The 24,774-nt window shown below is 65.9% G+C and carries 27 protein-coding genes; 14 read left to right on the top strand and 13 right to left on the bottom strand.

Features of this window, described 5'->3' with window-relative positions:
- Positions 1-44: 44 nt before the first annotated feature.
- The 10 genes from WKW77_RS23340 to WKW77_RS23295 all read left to right on the top strand — a co-directional run bounded on the left by WKW77_RS23340 (position 45) and on the right by WKW77_RS23295 (position 10,355).
- Positions 45-845 (top strand): shikimate dehydrogenase family protein, encoded by an 801-nt coding sequence (locus tag WKW77_RS23340; protein WP_340359269.1) that lies wholly within the window; start codon positions 45-47, stop codon positions 843-845.
- A 1-nt stretch (position 846) separates the two neighbouring features.
- On the top strand, positions 847-2,619 hold the full coding sequence (locus WKW77_RS23335; RefSeq protein ID WP_340359268.1) for an FAD-dependent oxidoreductase: 1,773 nt from the start codon (positions 847-849) through the stop codon (positions 2,617-2,619).
- Positions 2,620-2,879: 260 nt separating this feature from the next.
- On the top strand, positions 2,880-3,683 hold the full coding sequence (locus tag WKW77_RS23330; RefSeq protein WP_340359267.1) for an SDR family NAD(P)-dependent oxidoreductase: 804 nt from the start codon (positions 2,880-2,882) through the stop codon (positions 3,681-3,683).
- A 19-nt stretch (positions 3,684-3,702) separates the two neighbouring features.
- Positions 3,703-4,554 (top strand): branched-chain amino acid ABC transporter permease, encoded by an 852-nt coding sequence (locus WKW77_RS23325; RefSeq protein WP_340359266.1) that lies wholly within the window; start codon positions 3,703-3,705, stop codon positions 4,552-4,554.
- A 135-nt stretch (positions 4,555-4,689) separates the two neighbouring features.
- Entirely contained in the window at positions 4,690-5,778 is a 1,089-nt protein-coding gene (locus tag WKW77_RS23320) for a branched-chain amino acid ABC transporter permease (protein ID WP_340359265.1), read from the top strand.
- A 17-nt stretch (positions 5,779-5,795) separates the two neighbouring features.
- The gene (locus tag WKW77_RS23315; RefSeq protein ID WP_340359264.1) at positions 5,796-6,515 is read left to right on the top strand and encodes an ABC transporter ATP-binding protein; all 720 of its coding nucleotides are present in this window, start codon (positions 5,796-5,798) and stop codon (positions 6,513-6,515) included.
- Complete coding sequence (locus WKW77_RS23310) at positions 6,515-7,219, top strand: ABC transporter ATP-binding protein (protein ID WP_340359263.1); 705 nt, start codon at positions 6,515-6,517, stop codon at positions 7,217-7,219. Before WKW77_RS23315 ends, WKW77_RS23310 begins: the two co-directional genes overlap by 1 nt.
- Before the next feature lie 190 nt (positions 7,220-7,409).
- A complete protein-coding gene (locus WKW77_RS23305) occupies positions 7,410-8,612 on the top strand; it encodes an ABC transporter substrate-binding protein (protein WP_340359262.1) in 1,203 nt (400 codons plus the stop codon).
- A 13-nt stretch (positions 8,613-8,625) separates the two neighbouring features.
- Positions 8,626-9,534: an NAD-dependent epimerase/dehydratase family protein gene (locus tag WKW77_RS23300; protein ID WP_340359261.1), complete on the top strand. Its 909-nt coding sequence runs from the start codon at positions 8,626-8,628 to the stop codon at positions 9,532-9,534.
- Positions 9,531-10,355, top strand: a complete 825-nt coding sequence (locus WKW77_RS23295; protein ID WP_340359260.1) for an SDR family NAD(P)-dependent oxidoreductase — start codon at positions 9,531-9,533, stop codon at positions 10,353-10,355. The genes WKW77_RS23300 and WKW77_RS23295 overlap by 4 nt, the downstream gene beginning before the upstream one ends.
- A gap of 71 nt (positions 10,356-10,426) precedes the next feature.
- Here WKW77_RS23295 and WKW77_RS23290 read toward each other — a convergent pair whose 3' ends face one another.
- The 3 genes from WKW77_RS23290 to WKW77_RS23280 form a co-directional block, all read right to left on the bottom strand.
- Positions 10,427-10,786: a hypothetical protein gene (locus WKW77_RS23290; RefSeq protein ID WP_340359259.1), complete on the bottom strand. Its 360-nt coding sequence runs from the start codon at positions 10,784-10,786 to the stop codon at positions 10,427-10,429.
- A gap of 116 nt (positions 10,787-10,902) precedes the next feature.
- Entirely contained in the window at positions 10,903-11,757 is an 855-nt protein-coding gene (locus WKW77_RS23285) for a hypothetical protein (RefSeq protein WP_340359258.1), read from the bottom strand.
- 261 nt (positions 11,758-12,018) lie between these two features.
- The gene (locus WKW77_RS23280) at positions 12,019-12,519 is read right to left on the bottom strand and encodes a hypothetical protein (RefSeq protein ID WP_340359257.1); all 501 of its coding nucleotides are present in this window, start codon (positions 12,517-12,519) and stop codon (positions 12,019-12,021) included.
- Between the two features lie 358 nt (positions 12,520-12,877).
- On the opposite strand from WKW77_RS23280, the gene WKW77_RS23275 reads away from it, so the two are divergent.
- On the top strand, positions 12,878-13,501 hold the full coding sequence (locus WKW77_RS23275; RefSeq protein ID WP_340359256.1) for a response regulator transcription factor: 624 nt from the start codon (positions 12,878-12,880) through the stop codon (positions 13,499-13,501).
- Between the two features lie 20 nt (positions 13,502-13,521).
- Here WKW77_RS23275 and WKW77_RS23270 read toward each other — a convergent pair whose 3' ends face one another.
- The 5 genes from WKW77_RS23270 to WKW77_RS23250 all read right to left on the bottom strand — a co-directional run bounded on the left by WKW77_RS23270 (position 13,522) and on the right by WKW77_RS23250 (position 16,300).
- The gene (locus tag WKW77_RS23270) at positions 13,522-14,154 is read right to left on the bottom strand and encodes a peptidoglycan DD-metalloendopeptidase family protein (RefSeq protein WP_340359255.1); all 633 of its coding nucleotides are present in this window, start codon (positions 14,152-14,154) and stop codon (positions 13,522-13,524) included.
- A 159-nt stretch (positions 14,155-14,313) separates the two neighbouring features.
- Positions 14,314-14,517, bottom strand: coding sequence for a hypothetical protein (locus tag WKW77_RS23265; RefSeq protein ID WP_340359254.1), 204 nt, complete (start codon positions 14,515-14,517; stop codon positions 14,314-14,316).
- Between the two features lie 103 nt (positions 14,518-14,620).
- Complete coding sequence (locus tag WKW77_RS23260; RefSeq protein ID WP_340359253.1) at positions 14,621-15,259, bottom strand: hypothetical protein; 639 nt, start codon at positions 15,257-15,259, stop codon at positions 14,621-14,623.
- A gap of 196 nt (positions 15,260-15,455) precedes the next feature.
- On the bottom strand, positions 15,456-15,692 hold the full coding sequence (locus tag WKW77_RS23255) for a hypothetical protein (protein WP_340359252.1): 237 nt from the start codon (positions 15,690-15,692) through the stop codon (positions 15,456-15,458).
- Between the two features lie 161 nt (positions 15,693-15,853).
- A complete protein-coding gene (locus WKW77_RS23250) occupies positions 15,854-16,300 on the bottom strand; it encodes a GAF domain-containing protein (protein ID WP_340359251.1) in 447 nt (148 codons plus the stop codon).
- 282 nt (positions 16,301-16,582) lie between these two features.
- Between WKW77_RS23250 and WKW77_RS23245 the strand changes: the two genes are divergently transcribed.
- Together WKW77_RS23245 and WKW77_RS23240 are read left to right on the top strand one after the other, a co-directional pair.
- A complete protein-coding gene (locus WKW77_RS23245) occupies positions 16,583-17,704 on the top strand; it encodes a site-specific integrase (RefSeq protein ID WP_340359250.1) in 1,122 nt (373 codons plus the stop codon).
- Between the two features lie 86 nt (positions 17,705-17,790).
- Positions 17,791-18,054 carry a hypothetical protein gene (locus WKW77_RS23240; RefSeq protein ID WP_340359249.1) on the top strand — a complete coding sequence of 88 codons (264 nt, stop codon included), beginning with the start codon at positions 17,791-17,793 and terminating at the stop codon, positions 18,052-18,054.
- A gap of 689 nt (positions 18,055-18,743) precedes the next feature.
- On the opposite strand, the gene WKW77_RS23235 is transcribed toward WKW77_RS23240, so the two are convergent.
- The gene (locus WKW77_RS23235; protein WP_340359248.1) at positions 18,744-19,268 is read right to left on the bottom strand and encodes a thermonuclease family protein; all 525 of its coding nucleotides are present in this window, start codon (positions 19,266-19,268) and stop codon (positions 18,744-18,746) included.
- A gap of 609 nt (positions 19,269-19,877) precedes the next feature.
- On the bottom strand, positions 19,878-20,330 hold the full coding sequence (locus tag WKW77_RS23230; protein ID WP_340359247.1) for a pyridoxamine 5'-phosphate oxidase family protein: 453 nt from the start codon (positions 20,328-20,330) through the stop codon (positions 19,878-19,880).
- An 802-nt stretch (positions 20,331-21,132) separates the two neighbouring features.
- On the opposite strand from WKW77_RS23230, the gene WKW77_RS23225 reads away from it, so the two are divergent.
- On the top strand, positions 21,133-21,675 hold the full coding sequence (locus WKW77_RS23225) for an H-NS family nucleoid-associated regulatory protein (protein WP_340359246.1): 543 nt from the start codon (positions 21,133-21,135) through the stop codon (positions 21,673-21,675).
- A 324-nt stretch (positions 21,676-21,999) separates the two neighbouring features.
- Here the strand turns inward: WKW77_RS23225 and WKW77_RS23220 are convergent, their stop codons facing one another.
- From WKW77_RS23220 to WKW77_RS23210, 3 genes are all read right to left on the bottom strand, one after another.
- Positions 22,000-22,266 carry a DUF1214 domain-containing protein gene (locus WKW77_RS23220; protein ID WP_340359245.1) on the bottom strand — a complete coding sequence of 89 codons (267 nt, stop codon included), beginning with the start codon at positions 22,264-22,266 and terminating at the stop codon, positions 22,000-22,002.
- A gap of 166 nt (positions 22,267-22,432) precedes the next feature.
- Entirely contained in the window at positions 22,433-23,683 is a 1,251-nt protein-coding gene (locus WKW77_RS23215) for a bifunctional alpha/beta hydrolase/OsmC family protein (RefSeq protein WP_340359244.1), read from the bottom strand.
- Positions 23,680-24,102, bottom strand: coding sequence for an OsmC family protein (locus WKW77_RS23210; RefSeq protein ID WP_340359243.1), 423 nt, complete (start codon positions 24,100-24,102; stop codon positions 23,680-23,682). Before WKW77_RS23210 ends, WKW77_RS23215 begins: the two co-directional genes overlap by 4 nt.
- Positions 24,103-24,774: the final 672 nt, after the last annotated feature.

Below are 24,774 nucleotides of genomic sequence, written 5' to 3'. Positions count from 1 at the left end.
GCACACGGCACGCGGACAAGCACCCAACCAGGAGACAGAACGGAATGTCGCAACAGCTTTCATTGAACGGCGCAACCCGCGTCCACTACATCGTTGGGGACCCCATCGCGCAGGTGAAATCGCCCGGCGACGTGACCCACGCCTTCGCTGCGCACGGACTCAACGCGATGGTGATGCCCGCCCATGTGGCGCCGGCGGCGCTCGCGCGCTGGCTGGAGGGTGTCTCGCTCGCGCAGAACGTGGACGGCGTCATCGTGACCGTGCCCCACAAGTTCGCCTGCTTCGCGCTCTGCGCCAGTGCTTCCGAGCGGGCGCGCTTCCTCGGCGCGGTGAACACGATGCGCCGCAACCCCGACGGCACCTGGCACGGCGACATGTTCGACGGCCTCGGCTATGTGGCCGCCCTGCGCGATCGAGACTACGACCCGGCCGGCCGCAAGGCGCTGCTCGTCGGTGCCGGCGGCGCGGGCTCCGCGATCGCGCATGCGCTCGTCATGGCCGGCGTCGCCTCGCTCGCCATTCACGACGGCGACACCGCCCGCCGCGATGCGCTCGTCGCGCGCCTCGCGGGTCTGGAGAAGTGCCCGGTGGTCGCCGGCACCGACGACCCGGCGGGCTTCGACCTCGTCATCAATGCCTCGCCGGCCGGCATGAAGGAAGGCGATCCATATCCGGTCGACGTCGCGCGCCTGGATCCGAGGACCTTCGTCGGCTGCGTGATCACCGCGCCCGCCGTCTCGCCGCTGATCGCCGCGGCGCGCGCGAAGGGCTGCCGCACCGCCACCGGCGCCGACATGTTCGCCCGGGTGCGCGACCTGATGGTGGACTTCCTCGTGGAGCAATGACATGCATCGCATCCAGACCCTCGCATCGCTGCCGCAGGACGCATCGTTCGACGTCGTGGTGATCGGCGCCGGCGGTGCCGGCATGGCCTGCGCACTCTTCGCCGCGCTCGAAGGCCGGACGGTGCTGCTCGTCGAGCGCACATCGCATGTCGGCGGAACCACCGCGCTGTCGGCCGGAACGACCTGGGTGCCGGGCACGCGCCTCGGCGCCGGCGTGAATCCGCAGGACACGATCGCGGAGGCAGCCCGCTACCTGGACAACGCGATCGGAACCCGCACACCCGCCGAGCTGCGCCAGGCCTTTCTCGACCACGGCGCCGAAGCCATCGACGCACTCGAAGCGAAGACCGACGTCAGGTTCCGCGCCTGCCCGAAGCACCCCGACTACATCTCCGATCTCGGGGGCTCCACGATCAACGGACGCGCGCTCGAACCAATGCCGTTCGACGGCCGGCTCCTGGGCGAGTTGTTCCCGCTCGTGCGTCCGCCGATCCCCGAATTCACGGTGCTCGGCGGCATGATGGTCGACCGCACCGACATCAACCATCTGCTGGGCATGTCGCGTTCGGTCGCATCGCTGCGCCATTCCGCGAAGATCCTCGGGCGCCATGCCGCCGACCGGTTGCGGCACGCGCGCGGAACACGGCTCGTGATGGGCAACGCACTCGTCGCCCGGCTGCTGTATTCGCTCGCGCAACGCGATGACGTCAGCCTGACGCTCGACACCAGCGTCGAGAGGATCGAGCGCACTGGCAACAGCATCGAATCGATTGTCCTGAAGCAAGGCGACACGCGCCGCACGGTGCGCATCCACGGCGGCGTCGTGCTGGCCAGCGGCGGCTTCAACCGCGATCCCGCGCGGCGCGATGCGATGCTGCCTGGCGTGGACATCCAGTGGTGCCCCGGCGCACCCGGCCATACCGGCGAAGCACACCGGCTGGCAGAGGCGGTCGGCGCACGCTATGCCGAAGGCGCGATGAGCCCCGCCTTCTGGGCGCCCGTTTCCAAGCGCCGTCGCGCCGACGGCAGCACCGGCGTCTTCCCCCATTTCGTGATGGATCGCGCGAAGCCCGGCATGCTCACGGTGAACCAGGACGGCGAGCGCTTCGTCAACGAAAGCACCTCGTATCACCTGTTCGGCCTCGCGATGCAGAAGTTGCAGCAGGGCGGTCGCAACAGCGTGCCGGCCTTCCTCGTCTGCGACGCCGAAGCATTGCGCAAGTACGGCATCGGCATGGTGCGCCCCGGCGGCAAGGGCCTCGCGCCCTATCTCGCCGACGGCTACCTCGTGCGCGGCGACACGATCGAATCACTGGCAAAGGCACTCTCGATCGACCCCGCACGGCTTGCGGAAACCGTGCGGCACTTCAACGCGAACGCAAGCCAGGGCATCGACCCCGACTTCCAGCGAGGCGGCACCGTCTACTCGCAGAACATCGGCGATGCGAACTGGCCCGGTCCCAATCCCTGCCTCGGCCCGCTGACCCAAGGGCCCTTCTACGCGGTACGCCTCTATCCGGGCGACATCGGCGCCGCCACGGGCTTCGCGACCGATTCGAACGGATGCGCGCTTGACCCGAACGGCGCCCCGATCGAGGGGCTCTACGCGGTGGGCAACGACATGCACTCGATCATGGGCGGTGTCTACACCGCGCCCGGCATCACGATCGGACCCGGCATCGTGTTCGCACGGCTCGCCGCGCGCCACGCCGCGACGCGGGCGGCTCGAAACGCATCGCGCGCGGAGCCGGCCGAAGCCCTAGGGAAAACCTGATCGGCCGTGCACGAATTGTCCGGATGTCGGCCTGAATCGTCGACGTACGCGACACCCCCCTCGCAAAGAATTCCGCCATGGATGCGATGCGCGAAAAACACCGCGCAACCCGCATGGCAATTGAGGAAAGAAGGAGACAAGACATGCAGAAGACAGCGGACCCCAAGCGCCCGCCACGCGCCCACCGGCAACTTGCCGCAGCCGCGCGCGATGCCGGATTCGGCCGGACACCCACCACCTGCCGCCCGGCTGCCTGAGCGATGGCCAACGCTTCCTCTCACACACCCACAGCGCTGGTGACCGGCGCCGCCGACGGCATCGGCTGGGCGACCGCGGAGCGGTTTGCGACGGCCGACTGGCGCGTCGCGCTGCTCGACCTGCGCGAAGACGCCGCCGAGGCGCGCGCATCCGCTCTCGGCACCGACCACATCGCCGTCGCCTGTGACGTGACCGACGCCGAGAGCGTGCGTGCAGCCGTGACGCGCGTGGTCGCGCGATTCGGCCGCATCGATGCGCTCGTCAACAACGCCGGCATCAGCGAACAGAACGCGCCGACGCTGGAGCAAACGCCCGAGGGCTTCGACCGCGTGCTGGCGGTCAACCTGAAGGGCACGTTCCTCATGACGCAGGCGGTGCTCGCCACGATGCGCTCGCAGCCGTGCGACGCGCGCGGCCAGCGCGGCGCGATCGTCAACCTCGGATCGATCGCGAGCCTCGCAGGCATCCCCGGCCGCAACGCCTACAGCGCGGCCAAGGCCGGTGTGCTCGGCATGACACGCGCACTCGCGAGCGAATGGGCGCGCGACGGCATCCGCGTCAATGCAGTGGCCCCTGGCTATGTGCGCACCGCGCTCGTGGCCGACCTGGTGCGGCGCGGTGCGATCGATGCGCACGCCATCGCCGCGCGCACGCCGCTGGGCCGCATGGCCGAGCCGGTGGAGATCGCCGAGGCGATCTTCTTCCTTTCATCGCCCGCATCCAGCTACGTGACCGGCGCCGTGCTTTCTGCGGACGGCGGCTGGACCGCATTCGGCGCTCCGACCGGCGCGTTGGCCGACATCTGATTCGCAAGGAGACAAGACGATGCTCACCATCAACCTCTTCAACGGCCTGGTCTACGGCGCGTTGCTGATCATCATGTGCTCGGGCCTCGCGCTCATCTACGGCCTGCGGCGCGTGGTGAACTTCGCGCACGGGTCGCTCTACATGCTGGGCGCGTACCTCGGCTACTCGATCGCGCTGCACAGCAACTTCTGGGTTGCGCTGGTCGCCGCACCCGCGGTGATGGCGCTGCTCGGCGTGGTGCTCGATCGCTATGGCTTCCGTCTGCTGCAGGACCGCGATCCGCTCACGGTGGTGCTGGTCACCTTCGGCCTGCTGCTCGTGATCGAGGACTTCGTGCAGACCGTCTGGGGCAAGAGCAACCTGACGGTCGACGTGCCCGCGGCGCTCGCGATGTCGGTCAACGTCCTCGGCACACCGCTGCCGGCCTACCGCATCGGCGTGATCGTGATCGGCGCGCTCGTCGCGCTGGGTCTCACGCTGTGGCTGCGCCATTCGAAGGTCGGCCTCTTCGTGCGCGCCGCGAGCACCGACCCTACGACCACCGCGATGCAGGGCGTGAACACCGACCTGCTCAGCGCCGGCGTGGTCGGGCTGGGCACCGCGCTCGCGGGACTCGCCGGCGTGGTGGCCGCGCCCTTCCTCTCGCTCTCGCCGTCGATGAGCAGCGACGTGATCATCGATTCCTTCGTCGTCGTGGTCGTCGGCGGGCTCGGCTCGCTGGCCGGCGCCTTCGTCGCGGCGATGGCGCTCGGGATGATCCAGGCGCTCGGCGCGGTCTACGTGCCCGACTTCTCCGCCATCCTGCCCTTCGTGATCATGGTCGCGGTGCTGATCTGGAAGCCCTCTGGCTTCGCAGGTAGCCGGACATGAAGTTCACCCCCAGGCTCCGCGCACTTCGTGTCGCTGCGCCAACCCCCTCTCCGGGGGCGCACCCGGCGGCCCGGCAAAGCCGGTTCCGCGGGTGCCCTGGTCAATAGAAGTCTTCTTTCCTCAAGGAATCTCGCAATGAACATCACTCGGATGGGCTCGAGCGCGGTGGTCGCGCTGGTCGCCGGCGGCCTCGTGGCGGCATTCATCACCTCAGGCACCGTGCTCTCGCTGCTCACGCAGGCCGTGATCTACGCCGTCTTCGCCATGGGCGTGGGCCTGCTGCTGCGGCAGAACGGCATGGTCAGCTTCGGCCATGCGCTCTTCTTCGGCGTGTCGGGCTACTCGATGGGGATCATCCTGGAACTCGGGCTGATGCCGGCAGAACTTGCCATTGCAGTCACGCTGCTCGGTATCACGGTCCTGGCGTTCGTCGTCGGACTGGTGATCGTGCGGGTGCCCGGCGTTGCCTTCAGCATGCTCACGCTGGCGATCGGGCAGATGGCCTTCCTCACTGCATCGCGCGCCCGGGGCCTGACAGGCGGTGCCGACGGCATGAACATCAACTGGCCGCAAAGCCTGCTCGGACTGTCGCAATCGCAGTTGCATCAGCCGGCCGTGCTCTTCATGGTGTGCTGGACCGTGCTGGTGCTCGTCACGCTCGCGCTCGCGCTGCTCCTGCGCAGCCGCTTCGGCAGCGTGACCGAGGCTGTGCGCGACAACGAGGAGCGCGCACGCTTCATCGGCGTTCGCACGCTGCTGCCGCGCGCCGCGATCTATGCGCTGTCGGCGCTCGTCACCAGTCTCGGCGGCGTGCTCTCGGCGCTGAACACCGGCTTCGTCTCGCCCGAGAGCCTGCACTGGAGCGTGTCGGGCGTCGCGCTGATGATGGTCGTCGTCGGCGGCTACAAGGCCCTGTGGGGCCCGGCCCTCGGCGCGATCGTGTACTTCCTGTTCAAGGACGTGCTCGGCGACTACGCGAACCACTGGATGGCGATCTTCGGCGTGGCGCTGATCACCGTGATCGTCTTCTCGCCCACCGGCATCGCGGGCGCGTTGAGCCGGATCTTCAAGCGCACCCCCCGAGCCGCTTCGCGGCTCCCCCCTCTCTCGCCTTCGGCGGTAGGGGGGCGCACCCAACGGCCCGGCGAAGCCGGTTCCGTGGGTGCCCTGGCCTCGCCTGTGCCAGTTTCACCGGTTTTGGGTGGCGCGAAGCGCAACGGATGACTGAAGGGAAATCTGCAATGGTCGACTATGTACTCCAGGCCGACGACGTCGCGATCCACTACGGTGGCGTGAAGGCGGTCGACGGCGTTTCGCTCACGCTCGAACGCGGCCAGATCCGCGGCCTCATCGGGCCCAACGGCGCGGGCAAGTCCACCGTGATCGATGCGATCACCGGGCGCCGCCGCCTCACGCGCGGCAAGGTGATGCTCGGCGGCGAGGACGTCACCGCCTGCGGCGTGGTCGAGCGCCGTGCGCGCGGCCTCTCGCGCAGCTTCCAGCGCACCAGCATCTTCGGACAGATGAAGGTGCGGCGGCAGGTCGAGCTGGCCTCCCACCGCATGAACCCGAAGGACCACGAAGCGGATGCGCAGGCCGTGCTGCGCGAGCTCGACCTTCTGCATCGTGCCGACGATGTCGCGGAAGACCTCGGCTACGGCGAACAACGCCGGCTCGATCTCGCGCTCGCGCTCGTGGGACGGCCGACGGTGCTGCTGCTCGACGAGCCGATGGCCGGCCTGTCCGCGAAGGAATCGCACGACCTCGCCCATCACCTGAAAGCGCTGACCTCCCGCTGGAACGTGTCGGTGCTTCTGGTCGAGCACGACATGGACGTGGTGTTCGGCATCTCGGATGTCGTCACCGTCTTCGAACTCGGACGCGTGATCGCGCAGGGAGAACCGACTGCCGTCCGCGCCGACCCTCGCGTGCGTGAAGCCTATCTCGGGAGTGCCGCCTGATGAACCCCCTTCTCGAACTCGACAAGGTCGACGCCTGCTACGGCTCGGCCCACATCCTCCACAAGCTGAGCCTGAAGGTGAACGCGGGCGAGCGCGTCGCGCTGGTGGGCCGCAACGGCGTCGGCAAGACGACGGTGGTCAACACCATCCTGGGCCTTGCCAGCCTGCGCAGCGGCCGCGTCGCCCTCGGGGGCCAGGTGTTTGCGCGGCCGCGCCCGTACATCGCGGCGCAGCACGGCGTGGTGGTGGTCCCGCAAGGGCGGCGCATCGTCGCCAACCTGAGCGTGGAAGAGAACCTGCTGCTGGGCGCCGCGGTCGGCCGCAAGGGACCGTGGAACGTGCCCGAGATCTACAAGCTGTTCCCGATCCTCGCCGAGCGCGCGCACACGCCGGGAACCGCGCTGTCAGGCGGACAACAGCAGATGCTCGCGGTCGGGCGCGCCCTGATGGCGAATCCGTCGCTGATCCTGCTCGACGAACCGACCGAAGGCCTCGCGCCGGTCATCGTCGACCAGCTTGCCGACATCTTCAATCGCGTGGCGGACCAGGGCACCGCGCTGCTGCTCATCGAACAGAACATGAGCCTCGTGGTGCGCGTTGCGCGCCGCTACTACGCCATGGCGAAGGGATCGGTGATCGCGCAAGGCCAGGTCGAGGCCTCGCGCGAGAGCCTGCACGACCTGGAAGCCCATGTGATGGTGTGAATGAAGCCCACCCCCAGCCTCGCCCACTTCGTGTGGCTCCGCACCCCCTCAAGGGGGCGCACTCGGCGGCCCGGCAAAGCCGGTTCCGCGAGTGCCCGCGAACGGGCCGGCTGCGCGGCCCCGACTCTTTCGGCTGCCGGACCGACACCGGCCCTTGCTCAACTTTGATCACTACCCATAGGAGACCCGCATGTTCAATCGAAAGACTTTCCGCTTTGGCCGCAACGCGATCGCGCTCGGCGCACTCGCAGCCGTGGTTCCGTTCGCCGCGCTCGCGCAGAGCAAGGAGCCGGTCAAGGTCGGCCTCGTGTCGTCCAAGTCCGGCGTGTTCGCGCAGCAAGGCGAAGAAGTCATGCGCGCGGTGAAATTCGCGATCGACGAAGCCAATGCCCAGGGCGGCGTGGACGGCCGCAAGGTCGAATATGCCGAGGCCGACGACGAAGGCACGCCCGATGCGGGCCGGCGCGTGGCCGAAAAGCTCGCGCGCGACGGCAACAACCTGCTGATCGGCGCCATCCCTTCTTCGATCTCGCTGGCGATCGCGCAGAACCTCGATCGCTGGGACGCGGCCTATTTCGTGGTCGCGAGCAAGTCCGACAAGCTCACTGGCGACACCTGCCGGCCGCGCAGCTTCCGCACCAACCATTCGGATGCGATGGACATCGCGATGATCAACGAATGGGCCAAGGACCTGAAGGAGAAGACCTTCGCGGTGCTGGCCGCCGACTATGTGTGGGGGCGCGACTCCGGCGAGTCCTTCAAGAAGGCGGTCGAAGCGACCGGCAAGACGGTTCCGCTGTCGCTCTACGTGCCGCTGGGCACCAAGGACTTCTCGCCCTACATCGCGCAGCTCAAGGCCGCCAACGTCGATGCGGTGTGGGTCGCGGAGACCGGCCGCGATGCGATCGCCTTCGTCAAGCAGGCCGAGGAGTTCGGCCTGATCCCGAAGACGAAGCTGATCGGCCACGCGCTGATCCAGAACTTCATGATCAACGCGACCGGCAAGGCGCTGGACGGCACGCCGGGCAACACCGCCTACACCGCCACCATCGACAACCCGCGCAACAAGGCCTTCGTCACGGCCTGGAAGAGCAAGTTCAATCGCCTGCCGACCGACAACGAAGGCCAGGCCTACAACGGCATGCAGGTGATGTTCGAGGGCGTGAAGAAGTCGGGCAGCGTGAAGCCGGCCGAAGTCAGCAAGGCACTGCGCGGCGCGCAGATCGATTCGATCTATGGCCAGGTGACGATGCGCGCCGCCGACAACCAGCTCCTGCTGCCCAACTACGTGGCGCGCGCGAAGCCTGTCGATGGCGCCATCGTTCCCGTCATCGAGCACACCTTCCCGCCGTCGCTGGTGCCCGCACCGTCGCCGCTTTGCAAGATGAGCTGAGGCCGGCCGACCGATGAAGCAGGTGCTGATCACCGGAGGCGGCGGCTTTCTCGCCGCATGGATCGCGCGCCGCCTCGCGGCGCGCGGCATACGGCTGAGGCTGTTCGACGTGACGGGCGCTCCGAGGACCGCCAACGAGATCATCGGGCCGGCCCACGCATCACTGCTGGAATGGCGCGAAGGCGACATCCGCAATGCGGACGATGTGAATGCCGCGATGGAAGGCTGCGACGGCGTGATCCATCTCGCCGGCGTGCTGACCCCGGCCTGCAGCGCGAACCCGGTGCGCGGCGCGGAGATCAACCTGATCGGCTCGCTTCACGTGTTCGATGCCGCATGCGCGCAAGGTCTCTCGAAAGTCGTCTACGCCAGCTCGGCCGGCGTGTACGGGCCTGCGCATTCGCGTCACCCTGAGCCCGCGACACACTACGGCGCGTTCAAGCTCGCGGTCGAGGGCGCTGCGCGTGCGTACTGGAACGAGCATCGCATTGCCAGCGTGGGCTTCCGGCCCTTCGTGGTGTACGGCCCGGGCCGCGAGACCGGCGTCAGCGCCGGTCCCAGCCTCGCATGCCGCGCGGCAGTGCAAGGCGAGCCCTACGCGATCGGCTTCACGGGCGCATGCGGGCTGATCTACGTCGACGATGTCGCGCAGGCGTTCGAGAACGCGCTCTTCGCACCCGCCGACGGCGCGAGCGTCTTCAATCTCGTGGGGCAGGTCCACACGATCGACGAGGTGATCGCCGAGATCCGTCGACAGGTGCCGGATGCCGATCTCCGCGCAGAGGGTCCCCCGCTGACGATCGCGGCCGACGTGGCCGAGGAAGGCCTGGACGCATTGCTGCCTTCACGCGGAAGAAGCACGTTGGCCGACGGGATTGCCGCGACCCTTTCCTACTACCGTTCGACCCAGGGTGCTGCATGACCACATCCACCGCCAACAGGCGACACGCAGTCGTCACCGGTGCGCCCGGCGGGATCGGCCGCGGCATCTGCTTCGCACTGATCGAGCAGTCGCAGCGCGACGGCGTCGCGATTCACGTGACGGCGGCGGCATCACGGCCGGGTGATCGCCTCGACCGACTCGTGGATGAACTGCGATCGGCCGGTGCGACCGCGACCGGCGTCGCGGGGGACCTGACCGATCCCGCATGCTGCGCGGCCATCGTGCGGCAGGCCATCGACGAGGGCGGCGACCTCACGGCGCTCGTGTGCAATGCAGGAGCCTCGGGGCCGGGACGCCTCGCCGACCTGCCCACGGCCCAATGGGACCGCACCTTCGATCTCAACGTGCGCGCGGTGTGGCTGCTGGCGCAATCGGCACGCCCTTCTCTCGCGCGCACCGGCGGCTCGATCACGGCGATCGCGTCCATGTCGGGCCATCTGCCGCATCCGGGCTACGGCGCGTACTCCGCAGCCAAGGCCGCGCTCGTGATGCTCTGCCGCCAGCTCGCGCAGGAATGGGCAGCCGACGGCATCCGCGTGAACAGCGTCAGCCCGGGCATGATCCGGACCCCGCTGACCGAGGCGGCCTACGAGGATGAGGAAACGCATCGCGGCCGCCGCGTGCTCGTCCCGCTGGGGCGCATCGGCACGGTCGACGACATCGGCGCGACGGTCGCCTTTCTTGCGGGAACGGGAGCGGCCTATATCACCGGCCAGAGCATCGTGGTGGACGGAGGCATCTCCGATCACATGCTCGGTTTGATTCCGGGGCGGCCCGGCAGGCCAGCCGTCGTGGACTGACCTGCGCCGCCCGAAAACGACGCGGCGCCCGGCATCGCGAGCGCCGCGTCAGGAGAGGCTTCGCCCAGGCGTCAGGGCTTCTTCTGCTGCTCGGGCGCGTCGGTGTTGCCACCGCGCGAGAGTTCGCCGGACTTGTTGGCCTGGCCGGTCGCGGCGCGGCGCTTCGAGTTGGCGGCCTTGCGATCTTCACGCGAAACCTTCGGTGCTGCCGTGGGCTGCGTCTGGCCTTCGCCGATCTGCGGGCCGCGTGCGGCAGCGGCACCTGTGGTCTTGCGTTCGCCGCGTGCCTCGGACCGCTCGGCCGGCGTGGTCGGCGCAACAGGGCGCGCCTTTCCTTGCGCAGGATCGACCTCGCCGCTCGATTGCGCAAAGGCAGTGGAGGCAATCATCGGAATCAGGGCAAGACCGGCGGTCAGGAGAATTTTTCGCATGGGGACCTTTTTGGAAGTTGAAAGTACCCACGTCGTGGGCGCATGCAATCTTGCCAAGAGTCCCCTGCCCTGTCCACATCGGGTGTTGCGCCCCGCCATCGGCGGGACTCGGGGTATCAACCCATGAGCACCGGATTGCGCCGACTTTCGTCGATTCGCCGCTGACGATTGGCTTCCCTGCATTCGGCATGCTGTGCGGCCCTGGGATGCGCGCAGCTCTTGTTCACACAGACCGCGCGGGCGATGAAGGAGTAGCCACTGCATGCCGCGACCGGACTGCCTTGCTGCGGATGAAGGGCCTGGTGCGAGGGAGCGGACCTGGGGCGCACTGGCGCGGCCTTCTGGACATCGCGTTCGGTATCGATCTCCGCGATGTTCGCGACATTCGCGCCACCGACGGTCGCGGGAGGCTCGGGAACCACGTCTCTTTCTGCGCTCGGGCGCGTTTCGGCCTTCGCCTGCGCATGCCTTGCATGCTCCTCCTGCGGCATGGCCTGCAGCGTCGCCGAGGCACTCGCGTTCGGCGCAGGGAAGACCGACTCGATGCTCGAGCGCTGGGGCAGCCCGACCGGGCCGGACTCGCTCACGCGCAGCTTGTTCCATGCAAAGAAGGCGAGGAACATCAGGATCGGCGGCAGCAGCACGAGCAGCAGCATGCTGCGCAGCGCCGGGAAGTCCGAGAATTCGGGCCTCTCCACGGACGGCCGGTCTGCCGCCGTCTTCTCCGCCGGCCGCTGTTCGTTGGTTTCGTCCGCGCCCAGTTCCTCGCTCTCGTCCGGCGGCAGGAACGAACCGCCGCATGCGCGACAGCGGGTGGCCCCTCTCCGATTGAGGGTCTGGCACAAGCTGCAGGTGGCATAGACCGCATCCTTCGGGTGGAGCATGATTTCCACCAGGTCGCCGATCTGCGCATAGGCGACGGACGGCGCCGCCGTTGGCCAGATGGAGTTCGCGGGGGTGACGAGTTGCATGCTGGACTCCTTCATGCTTTTGGGCCTCATTTTCGACCCGCGCTTCCCGGGCCGTTGAGGCCATGCACGGTCAAAGCCACTTTTGTCGATTCAAGCACGCAGCGTGGATGTAAGACGGCGCCGGAATCTGCATCGCCAAAACGCTGAAGCACCAATCGCTACCAACGGTCACGCAGGTGTCGAAACGCATCAACGCGGGCGACCCCGTGCGAACTTGCACGGGCCGCTTCGGTGCCGGGCGGAGCGTGTCAGTGCTCGGAATCAGCGGGCCTTGAGCACCGTGAAATCCAAGTAGGCCGTCGGCGCGAAGCTTTCGCCGGCGTCTTGCTCCTTGCCAGCGCGCGACTCGGGCACCGAAGGAACGAATTCCATGAAGTCGGTGGCCGGGAAGCTGACGTCGTGGCGCACGGTCGCGCGCAGCTGAGCCTGCCGCTCGCGAGACTTCTCCCGCAGCCGCGCCAGATCGGCGCGCACCTCGGCAAGCGTTCGCATGGGCTTCTCTTCGGGAACTTGCGCCTTCGCCCCCATCGCGACGACGGGCTGGTCGACCACAGGTGCAACCCGCTGCACCGTCGCGACCGGCGTGGCCTTCTCCATCTGTTCGACCTGGATGGGTGCAGCCACCATCGGAGCCACCACCTTGGCCGCCACCGCGGGCGATGCAACCGCCTGCGCTTGCACTTCGACGGGCCGAGCGCTTCGTCCGGCACGGCGCCGGGCCGGCGCGGGCTTCGCGAACACGGGCCGGTTGAGGAAGGCCATGAGTTCCCTCAAGAGGCGCTGGAACGTTCCGAGAGACTGGGTTGCTTCCATGATGAAGTGCGGTCGGGAGTTTCGGGCGATTGTGCTGTTGCACCGACTGAATGCAAACGAGTTACAGCGCGTCGCTCAGGTCGATCCGCGCAAAAATGCACGGACCGTCGAGACCATTTCCATCGCAGTGAAACCTTAGTTTTCATTTCAAAAATCCCCCTGTCACGGTCCGTTCCATCTTCGTGAAATACGTCGCAGGCACACTCGGCGTGTCGCGAACGGTATGGCGAATGCCCGGCCCGCCGTGCGAGTATCGAAATCCGAAACGAAATTTCCTGCGACGGGCAGCGAACCGAAGAAATCTCCCATGAGCATTTACGTCATCGATGACCACCCTTTGATGCGCGACGCCGTCTCGATGGTGCTGCGCCGCGTGCGTCCGGCCGCCAACATCGTCGAGCTCGATCGCCTGTCGAGGCTCTCGAGCGCCATCGGCAAGCATGGCGCTCCCACCCTGTTCTGTCTCGACCTGAACCTGCCGGATGCCAACGGCTGCTCGGGTGTCGTCTCGTTGCGCGAAGAGTTCTCGGACGTGCCGCTCGCGGTCTACTCGGCCTCGCCGGCCGAAGACATGGAGCAGCTCTGTCTCGCGAGCGGCGCCGACGTCTACATCGACAAGGCCACCGGCTCGTCGAGGCTCGCCGACTCGCTGCGCGCCCTGCTCTCGGAAGACACCGACGCGGACGGCGACGGTGATGAGGCCGACGTCCCCGCGGGCGCCGCACCCGGCAAGCTGACCAAGCGGCAGGTGCAACTCGTCGAGTGCATCGCTCGCGGCTACGGCAATCGGGAGATTGCCGAGCACCTGCAAGTCAGCGAGCACACGATCAAGGTCCACATGTACCGCCTATTCAAGCGCATCGGCGTCACGAGCCGCACGCAGGCGCTCCACTACGCGCGGACCAACGGCCTGCTTCCTTCGAAGCACTGACCGCCCGAGGCCGGACGGTTTCAGGGCGCTGGCGGCTGCGCCTTGAGATAGGGCATCGGATCGACCGCATTGCCCTTTCGCCGAAGCTCGAAGTGAAGCCGGGTGCTGCTCGAATCCGTGCTGCCCATCTCGGCGATCCGCTGGCCCGCCTTCACCTGCTCGTCCTCGCGCACCAGGATCTTGCGGTTGTGCGCGTAGGCGGTGATGAACTCGTCGTTGTGCTTCACCATGACGAGGTTGCCCCAGCCGCGCAGCTTCGAGCCGACATACACCACGCGTCCGCTGGCCGCTGCGACCACCGGATCGCCGGAATTGCCGCCGATGTCGATGCCCTTGTTGGTGCCTCCATTGAATCGGCCGACGATCTGTCCCGAAGCAGGCCACAGGAAGCTGCCCGCAGCCGCGCCGGGTGAGGGCGAAGCGGCGACCTTCGGCGCCTTCGAATCGCCGGATTTGCCTGCCGCAGCGGAACGGGTCGAACTGCCCTTGCGCTTCGGATCGGCCTTCTTCGCGCGTGCCTTCGGCGTCTCGCTGTTGGCCGCGACATCGGACTTCGCGGTCGCCGAGTCAGCGCGCGAGACGGACGACGACGAGGAAGAAGCACGCGAACGCGGCGGTTCATTCGGCGACGTGCCGCACGCCACGACCAGCATGCAGACCAACACGCCGAAAGCGACGCGAAGGCCCGGAACGGTGCTTGAACTCTGGGGGATGTTTGGGAACTGACCCGTGCGGGTCGATGGCAGAACGGCCGGATCTCTCTCTTGCATGTCGCGCTAATGTACCGGGCCGGGCGCAACCCGAAGCGCGCCTCAGCGAATCGTCGAGAGCCGGCCGAAGGCGGTGCCGCATCCCATCGTGCTGGCGCATTCCCTCACCAGTTCCGCCGAGCGCGTGACCTGGTCGTTCATGCGGTCGTTGATGGTCTTTTCACGGCGAAGGAGCGGCGCCAACAGGGCCCATCCAGCGCCGAGCACGCCGATGGTCGCCATCACCCAGATCCAGTACGAGTCCATCTGAAACTCCTTGTTGAACTGGCAGGCAGTCTGCCTGCTGAGCTGGGGTCTTGCCTATACGCCGTTCGGACCGCCCTGTGCACAAGCGCACGGTCGGCACCGGTCAGATTTCACGGTTCGTCGGGGACTCTGTCTTCGAGGCTCTTGCCGCTGCGTCGGCGCGGACCCAATAGAACTCCTTGCGCGCATGCGTCGCACCCACATGCAAGACGCGGCGCGGCGCTTCGGGGGGCTTGGAACCGATCGAGCCTTCTGCCTGGCAATAAAGCGGCAGGGCTGCCGGCGTGCGGCGATGCGCCTCGAGCAGCTCGCGCAGCGGAACCCGGATGCTTTCGATCGAACGCGCCGACGAACGCACCTTCACGAACTCGCGCGTCACGATCAGCTTGCTCTCCGCCTGGAACTCGTCGCGGTCGCCGAGCGTCGTCCACGTGGCCTCGACGGCCAGCGCCATCATCACCGCGTCGGGCGTCGGGTAGCCGCGCAGGTGCGCGCTGTCGGCGGCGGCGAGGCCGGCCAGGAGGTGCGGCGTGAGCTCGATCACGACCCGGCCGGACACCGTCGCGGCGCCCGCGCGGATCTCGATGATCGCCTTCCGTGCCGTGCTGCGCGCCCGCTCGGCGCGCAGGGCGCGCGCCCTGCGTCGCCGTGCCCTGACCTGCGCGAAGGCCGCGAGTCCAGCCATAGGCGTGGCGGCAGCGACGATCTTGATGGCGAGGAGTTCGTTCCCTGAAAGGATCACCAAAGGGCCCCCGCGCGATCGAAGCGGTGGGCAGCAGAAGAAGAGTCGGGCATCGGAAAGTGGCGCGTTCGCAAGTCGTACATGCGGCTCACCGCCGCGCGAGCATATTACCTGTGAACAGTTGTTTCATGGGCGCGGCAAATACGGATGCGCACCCTGCAATTCAGGAAGGCCGCTCCGGCCCGAGCGCGCAGGGTCAGGTGCCGGTGACCCAGCGCTTCCACCAGGGGCGCGGCGGCTCGGGAGGCTTGACGGCCAACTGCTGGAGTTGGCTGGTTCTCTGCCGCCTGCGCAGCTCGACCTCCAGGGCGTGTGCCACGCCGTAGGCCGACTTGTCGCCGCGCGACGCACGCGCACGCCAGCCTTGCGCGTAGGCAATCAGTTCCTCTTCATCGAGGCTCGCAAGTTCTTCATGGGAGGGGACGGCGGACATGGGCTCGACCAGTGGCAGGAAATTTCGCAGCAGTTCCCCGGAATCTACACGAGGCGGCGCGGAACGCCCGAGCGTATGACGAATGCCATACCGCCGGGCGGTATGCGAGCCCCCGGTGTTCCTGCGCCTTCGTGACCGGGGTGATTGCTCGTTGACAGTGGTCAGAGAAACGCCGGGAGTTCCAGCGCCGCTGCCTTGAGCAGCTCGAACTCTTCGTCCTCGAGGTGAATCGCCTCGGTATCGAAGTGCGAGATGGTGCCCCACAGATCGCCATCCGGCGTCATGACAGGGACGCTGTGATACGACACGACGACGCCCCGATAGGGGTGGCCGCGCAGCCGCTCATCCGCTGCAGAGTTGTCGGTGCGGAAGGAACCATCGCGCAGTGCGAAGCGGCAGAAGCTCACCTCGAACGGGACGGCAAGAAGGAAGTCGGGCCGCGCCGCGCCCTTCTTGTCGAACAGGAACTCGTTGCGCAGCAGCGCACCCTCGAACCGGTAGATGGCACTGAACCGATGCGGCACGCCTGAGTTGAGCCACGCGAGAGACTCCTCGACGCCGGAACTTCGCACCACATCCAGAAAGGCATCGACGCTGCGCAGGTTCATTCGAACAGTCTACGACGGCACAGTGACGTGAAGATGGCGCACACACGATCTGAAGCAATCGTCCACCTGCTGCGGGTGATTGCAGTCGACTGCGAGCGACTGCAAGCGACTGCAAGCGACTGCGCACGATTGCAGAAAACTCTTTTGAAATCAACAGGTTAGCACCTCCTTTACGCACTGCTGACTTGCCGCGCCGCGGGCGCCCTCCTACGCTTTTTTTGCCCCCGGCCAGATGACCGGGTGATGTCCGGCTCGCAAGGGCCCTTGTCGAAGGAGATAGCCATGACAGCTGACGACGATCCTCGTGACCACGGTGAGACCTTGCGCCGTTGCCCCGCCGCAGTGCGAGCGCGTTCCGCGCGACACCATCCCTGCGACGGCAACGACGCCGCGCCCGCGATCGACGCGAGCGGCACCGGGCCAGCGGACGACTCGCCTTCGCCCGCACGTCATCACAAGACGGCGGACCGCAAGACGGCGGACCGGCGGCCTTTCAGCAAGCTGAAGTTCAACGAGCTTCGGTGTGCGTACACCGATCGTTCGCAGAAGATCTGGGACAGCGAGACGCCCGGCCTCGGCATCCGGCTGTCCCCCGGCGGTGCCCGCAAGTTCATCGTCCAGGGGCACGTCAGGGGCGCCGTCGTACCTGTCACGCTCACGCTCTCGCGCGCCTGCGACGAGTCGTCGCTCCTGGATGTGAAAGTGGAAGCGCTCAAGAAGCTGCAGGCGATGGAGGCCGGCATCGATCCCCGCGAGGAAAAGCACAAGGCCGCCGAAGACGACGTGGCCAAGAGGATCACCTTGCAGGAGATCTTCGACCTGTACAAGTTGACGAACCAGAAAAAGCGCGGCGCCAAGAGCGGGCCGCGCCGCGCGTCGACGCTGGGTCTCATGCAGTACACCTTGGACACCTACCAAGAAGGGATCAAGGGAGCGTCAATCGCCTCAATCACGCCGAGGCTATGTGCCAAGATCTTCGACACCATCACGACCGGTGGACTGCGCGCCATGCGCGAACGCCCGGGTTGGCACACCCCACCGGAGCCCGAGGACCGGCCCCGGCACCGGCACTACAACGGCATCGAGGGGGCACCCACGACCGCCAACCAGGTCATGCGGACGTTGCATACTCTGCTCGAATTCGCCCGCAATGAGTTTCGCGATGCCAAGACGGGGCTCTACCCGATTCTGGCCATGGCTGCGCAGGCTGGTCTTGCCGGGCACTACTCCGCTCGCTCGCTACGCTCCGGCTTTGTCACCGAGGCGGGCCGGCGCCAGATGCCGCCCGGCGAGGCCATGAAGATGACGGGCCACAAGAACTGGAATGTGTTCATGGGCTACTACCGGGCCGGGGATCTCCTCTGCAGCGCGACCGCGCGGATGCTCGAAGCTCCAGAACGGTAAGAGGACCTTCCCTTCGGGCGAGAAACGACGTTGGCCAGTGGCGACAACCCCGATGCGATCGGTTTTCGGCAAGGCATCATCGGCGCATGGCCGTCGACGACTCCATCCCCCTTCTTGATCCGCTGCTGCCGTCACTGAGCCTTTGCGCGCAGCGTGCCGGCAAGGCGCTCACGAAACTCAGCGAACCGGAGTTGCTCGCCGTACTGGGGATCGAGTTGCAGCGCCGCGGGCTGCAGCAACTGGGCACCCTGCCCAAGCCGCGGATGCGATCGCCCAAGCGAATAAAGCCGATCGAGCGCGAGCAGATGCTTCTGCTGCTGCCGGTCCATGACGACATGGGCGATCGATAGAACGAACCGGCGAAAGGCACGCGCGTGCCTCGTCACAGGGTGTTGCGCCCCCGCAGGGAGAGATTATCAACAGGCAGCACAGCGATGAGTCCTGGCGTGGCCGAGCGATTTCGAAAGAAACGCCTCGACACTACGCCCAGACGCCCAGATGAAGGCCACCTTCCATCGGCGAGTGCACGCGGTCCCTGCCCTCTCCCTCACATCCTTTCGAGATGCATCCACCCGCGGCCAATAAGAAAAGCCCGCGTAAGGCGGGCTTTGCTGAAATTGGTCGTGGGCACTTACGCGACCCACGTCACGGCACATTCACATGCAGGAGTCACCTATAGTTTTTCTCGTCGTGGTGGCTCTTGTCCGACGTGCCGCCGTGAGATTCGGCGTTGCCTGCGCAGGCGCTTCGAGAAAGTTCAGTCTCTCGAAGGACCGAACATTATATCAGGCGCCGCGCGGTGTCCTTTCCCGGCCACCGGTATAGCGGTCGATCAGGTGTCGCTCACAGCGTTCCGGGTCGAGCAAACTTGGAGTGCCTGTTTGGCAGGCATCGCGTTGGGAGCCAACGGGGATGCGGCTTCGGAACGATGCCCGATGGGTTTTCCCCAGGGTCATCCACAGAAGGCGGGGACAGAAACGGACTTTGACACATGGACCAGCGGAAGCTCGGCTGAGGGCAGACCGGCGCGTCACTGAGATCAATGGTCCCGTTGCGCCTTCCGCCACTCCCAAGGAGGCACCGGCTCGGCGTCACGCCACAGGCCCACGCGCTTTGCGCGCGCCTCCGTCTCGGCGTACTCGTACTGGCCGCGCTCCTGCGGTGTCTGCTCCTTGGCGTAGGCGCGATACCACCAGGCCACCCCGACCGTGACCATCGCGAGCCCGGCATCAAGCGTCTTGGGGCCGTTCGGTGCTGACTGCGCCGGGACCATTACACGGCATACGCTGCGGCCGTAGCGGTCGATCTTGCGGCAGTCGAGTTCGGCGTCCTTCATGTAGACCAGATCGGACATCGCCTGCTTGGCGCGTTCCCCGAAGGCTTGCCGCTTCTCGGGTGCATCGATGCCGTTCAGCCGAACCTTGATCTCTTCGTAGCTGCCAGGCTGGCCGCAGCGCGCCTTCAAAGTGTCGCCATCAGGGACGCCGACGATCAGACAGGTTTGAGGGGTCGCGTGCAGGGCGAACGGGAGGGCCACAAGCAGCCAGAAGAGCAAACGACGCATCGCGGAATTTTCGCGGATGCACCGAGGTCATTTCTCGTTCGGCCGAATCTTCAGGTGCTCCCGGTCCCTGGCGGCTCGCAGGCAGAATGGTGCTCAACTGGACCCACCCCGAACGTGCCTCATGGTCTGTTTTCGGTTGCTGCTTGTCGTGTGGCTTGCCTCTTGTGGCGGCCTGGCTCACGAGGCGCTCCGTCTGGCGGTGCACCCTTCGCCACGTGTACGAGGTCAAGCCTGACGGCGCGCTCGAGCAGCAGAAAGAAGATCCAGTCCTGATGCACTTCCAGCGCGTGGGTGAAATGCTGCTCCATGACGAGGCCACTGGATCGGTTCGCTACCTGAGCGCCGAAGCACCGTGTGGAGACTGACCCTCCAGGTCAAGCAAAGGGGTGACGATCACGACCACTCTGCGATGGCGCTCTTCATCGACCCCGCCGGTGGCTCGGTGATCGTGCTGAGAATCTATACCGGCAACAAGGAATCTGGTGCCGCGAACAGGTTCTCTTTCGTGGATATGAGAGGTCGACCGGCACCGGAACTTGCGCGCAGATGGCCGGCGGCTGATGGCGGCGGTCCGCACCTTTTTCGGCAGCGCCCCCAAAGGCGCGCCGGTCAGCAAGTGACGAGATCCGCATGCCCGAAGCCCTTGGAGTAGTCGAGCACCGATATGACCATGGGCGTAACGCGGAACAGGCGGATTTCGTCCGGCGTTGGCATCTTCAATGGAAGAGGCGGCGCGTCCGGGTATTTGAGCGGCAGCATGCGCAGCACTTTCTCCGCTTCTTCACGATCATCTACCATGCGCGCGCGTGCGGCCATCGACAGGCCGGTGATCGCCATCAGATCCGCCGTGTCGTGATCGATCGTCAGCGAGATTCGATCATCCCGCGCCAGGTTCCTGGCCTTCTGGCTATCCAGGCCGCAGAGAAAGTACAGGGTCAGGCCTTCATTCACGTAGCCAACCGTCGTGGCCTGCGGCCAGCCATCAGGGCGCAGCGTTGCGAGGGTCATGATTCGATGCCGATCCAGCAGCACCAGGATCTTTCGTCTGATGTCGTCGTCCATGCTTCGCCTCGGTAGGAAGGAGCAGCGATTGAACGACATTCTGGGATAGCTGGGCCGCGCGGCCTTGACTTCGATCAAGGATCGGGGCCTCAGCTCGGCGACGCGCCGGTGGCCTCCCATCGCGCGCAGTAATCGAGTGCCAGCGAATGCACCTACCAAGTGCCCCTTCGCGACGGCACGGAACGGCTCTAGGTGATCCATCTTCCGGAGAACATAGTGGCGCGCCTTTCGCCAAGCAGGCGGAGGGCGAGTTGCTCGTCGTTGCGCGGCAGGTGGCGATGGAAAAGCGCACCGCCGTCATGCTGACACTCCAGTCTGGTCGCCATCCGGGTTCGGCCCGTGTCGCCTACCGCGGGGCCGATGCAGAGCAGCCGACGGCCACTGTGCTTGCGCAGCCGATTCGCGCGACATCCACCGTCGCCCTCCAGCACGGGGGCACCCCGCGCGGGCCATCGCGCCCGCTTTTCGCCGCCACTCTTTCGCGCCGCCAAGCTGAGTCGGGGTCCGTTATTTTTAAGCCCCCCCGAATCGGGATCATCTATTGGCCAAATTCACAGAAGAGCCAAGCGTTTGTGTCGCGCAGAACGCATGCGGGGCTGATTTCGCCTTCCGACCAAAGCGCCCTACCTATCTGACGAGCCACTGCGCCGCGTCCTGAAAACCGAGGCAATCATTGACGTGTCGGAGGGGCCGCAGCCTGGACGTTCATAGCTTCTTCATCATGAACGCCAGGTAGTGCCGAATAGATTCGTCAGCTTCAAAGGATACAGTCGGGCACGTAGCGACATTGCAGGAGAAAGTCATGGCTCAAACATATCTTCAAGTTCAAAAACAAATCCAGACCTTGCAGCGCGAGGCAGAAAAGCTACGCATGCGAGAGATGAGCGGAGTCATCGATCGCATCAAAGTCGCAATCGCCGAATACGGCATCACGGCCAAGCAACTCGGCTTCAGTTCCGCATCGAGGTCTGTCGCCGTCAAGAAGAATTCAGGCAAGGCTCCGAGTTCAGGCAAAGCCAAGTATGCCAACGGGCAGGGACAAGCCTGGGGAGGTATGGGGCCCCGCCCGGCGTGGTTGCGCGCAGAACTGGATGCAGGCAAGGAGCTCGAGGATTTTCTGGTGGGGAAGGCCTCGGCCAAGGCCAAGCCGGCTTCCAGCAAGACTCGGCCTGCGGCGACAAAGCCGGTTTCTGCCAAGGTCTCAAAGGGCGCACAAAAGCGTCGCGCGAAGAAGCAGTATGCGGACCCGGCGAGTGGCAAGAGGTGGGCAGGCATGGGGCCTCAGCCTAAATGGCTCAAGGACTTGGTCGCCTCTGGCAAAACGCTCGAGGAGCTCGCGGTTTAGACCAAGGAATTCCGCGCCTGCCGCGAATGTCTGCAGTTGGCGGGTTGCAGCTGGCTGTCACGGAGAAATGCCGCAACCCTTCTTGGCAAGGGTGGGTCAACAAACCGTTGAGGGCTCGCCAGGGAATGGCTCTTTCGCCAAACCACCGATAGGCGAATCGTCATGCACGCAAAAAGCCCCGGCTGTTTCCAGTCGGGGCAACAGGTCGGTGGTCGACCTTGGAGAAAAATTCCCACGAGAGGACTCATCATGGGTTCTTTGGCGGCGCCTTACAACGGTGCTCTCCGCTTAAGGCGACGCAGCGCCACCCGAATCGGAACTACTTCACACCGAACCAATTATTTTCGGCTTACAAACCCGTGCTGCGGGCGGACCGCTCCGGCCGCATTCTGCTGCACGAGCAATTGGCTCCAGCGGACCCGCGGGAAACCGCGCCAGCAGCCAATTGGTCTCCTTTGCATTGCCAGGCGACTTCGCGCTCACGTAGAGCGTGAGAGACCCGTCGCTGTTGCGCTCCAGGTTCTTGTTCTCGGTGCCGGGCGAATAGCGCTTGAGAGGGTTCGGGTGGAAGAAGTGATGCTCGTTGTACATGGTGAGCGACCCAGAAGCCGTTCACCGGCGGGTCCTGCCCGGGCTCGAACCGGATACAGTCCTCACCTTCAAGGACTGGCGTAGCCGCTTGTGGCGCAAGTTAGATGGCGGCGGAGCGCCGACTCCTGGCGACCCGTGTCTCCGAAACGAACCCGACGGCCACTTTCTAGTCTTCCGTCATGTCCCGGGCGTGCTGGCCAGCCTCCTCCACGCCCGCAAGCCGGATGATCTCGCGCACCTGCTGCGTGCTGACGCGGGCGCCTTGCTCAAGCGAACGGTGGACTGGACAGCGCTCGGCAATCTCCATCAGTCGCGAGCGTTGTTCGTCCGTCAGGTCGCCCTCCAGCGCGACTTCGCGGCGGAACTCGTCAGGCGGCTCTTCCCCTCGCGTCCGTGCATGACCCACACAGACGCGCACGCGCTGCAGAGGCCACGCCTTGTGGCGAGCGTACATTCGGATCGTCATGGCGGTGCACGCGCCCAAGCCGGCACACAGGAGATCGTAGGGGGTGGGCCCCGATCCCAGCCCGCCCACCTCGATCGGTTCATCGGCAAGAAAGCGCACCCCGCCCGCCAACACCTCGACCTGGAAGTCGCCTTCGCCGGTCTCTTCGACCACCACCTCGCCTGGCTCGATGGCACTTCGAGGAGGCGGCTTGCCAACGTAGCGCGTGGCCCACGCTGCAATGACCTCCGCCGCGTAGGCCGAGTCCGCGGACCGCGTGAGCAGGTGGTCGGCATCGTCCAGGGACACGAAGCTCTTCGGGTGCAGCGCTGCCTGAAAGATCTGCCCCGCGTTCTCGATGTCGACCGTGCGATCCATTGGCGCATGAATGACGAGGAGGGCCCGTCGCAGGTCATGGATGCGTTGTGCCTGATCGTGCGCGCCGAGATCGTCGACGAAAGAACTTCGGATCTTGAACGGCCGCCCCCCCAACTTCACTTCGGCCTCGCCCTTTTCCAGAAGCTTCTCGAGATCGTCGCCGAACAACCGCGTGACGTGCTGAACGTCGAAGGGAGCTCCGATGGTCGCGATGGCCTTCACGTTCGGCAAATCGGCCGCTGCGGCCAATACGGCGGCCCCGCCGAGGCTGTGGCCAATGAGCAGGGTTGGTTCGATGCCCGCATCCCGCATGGCCTGCGCTGCCGCCACCACATCTTTCACGCTACCGCTGAAGGTGCTGTCGGCGAATTCGCCACCACTCTGGCCCAGCCCAGTGAAGTCAAAGCGCAGAACGCCCAGTCCCTGGCCAGCGAGCGCACGACCGATGCGAACCGCTGCGAGCGACTCCTTGGTGCAAGTGAAGCAATGAGCAAAAAGTGCGTAGCCGTGCGGCGACCCGTCCGGCAGGTCGAGCTTGCCGACCAGCCTCGCCCCTTTCTCGCCTTCGAACTCGAACACTTCGTTGCGCATCATGCGCCTCCGGGCTGATCGAGCACCGTCCGGATCTCGATGCCTCCCTTGAGCGCTAGCGTGACGGGTGTCTTCTCGCTCACCGCGAGCAAGCGAGCGGTCTGCGCCTCGTCGATCTCGCCACGCAGCGAGATGCTCCGGTCGATGTGGAACTTGGCGCCTTGGCGAAAGATCTGCGCTCGCACATCAATCGCGGTGAGGTTCCAGCCTTTGTCTTGCGCGTACATCCGCAATGTGATGGCTGTGCACGCTGCCAAGCCCGATAGCGTCAGCGAAAACGGCCCGGGCCCGGCATCTGAGCCGCCGTGACTGGAAGGCTCATCGGCCAGCAGCCGGTGTTTGCCGGCACGCAGGTCGACTGCGAAATCGACTTCGCCGAGATGGGCACTCACGCGTCCCACGAGGGTCTGTTCGTCTGTCATGCACAAAGAGTACGCCCCCGGCTGGTGTGCGTCCAGCGCAAAGGACGAGCATGAGACGCCTCACGTTGACCCCTGGTGCCGTGCTCGACAAGTTTGATGCGCCGACGTTCACGGCGCGGGCCATGATCGGATCCTTCTCAAATGAACAGATCGACGTCTTGCACGTCAGCGAGCCTTTCACCGGCATACCGAGCGAATGGCGACTCAGATCACCGACCCGGATTTCTAGGCATCGTCGCCTTCGTCCATGGCGCACCGAAACGCCAGGTTCGCCGCGAGTGCGGGTGGCGGCTACATCGGCGGGCAACGCTACGGTGAGCTAGGTGTCCCCAAGACGAAAGATTGCCTTACGGGGCGGTTGGGCGAAGAATGGCGAGGTCTCTCCGAGGTGCCTCAGCATGACCAAGCTGTATCTTTCCGTCGGTCCCGACGGCCAGCGCGTCGAGTACCGCGACAGGAAGCGCTGGTGGTGGCTGCTCTCCGTGGTCTATCCGCTGTAGCCGTTCACTGGCATTGCATTGCACGCTGCCACCGGCTACGAGATCGCCCTGGGCCTACCGTTGCTGATCAGCTACGGCCTGATGCCGCTGCTAGATGTGCTGATCGGGGAGGACCAGAACAATCCACCAGAGGCCGTCGTGCCGCAGCTTGAGCAAGAGCGCTACTACCGCT

Origin of the sequence: Variovorax ureilyticus, from assembly GCF_037889935.1 — a bacterium.
Taxonomy (GTDB): domain Bacteria; phylum Pseudomonadota; class Gammaproteobacteria; order Burkholderiales; family Burkholderiaceae_C; genus Variovorax; species Variovorax ureilyticus.
The sequence above is the reverse complement of the archived record's forward strand: the minus strand, read 5'-3'. Positions and strand labels throughout refer to the sequence as shown.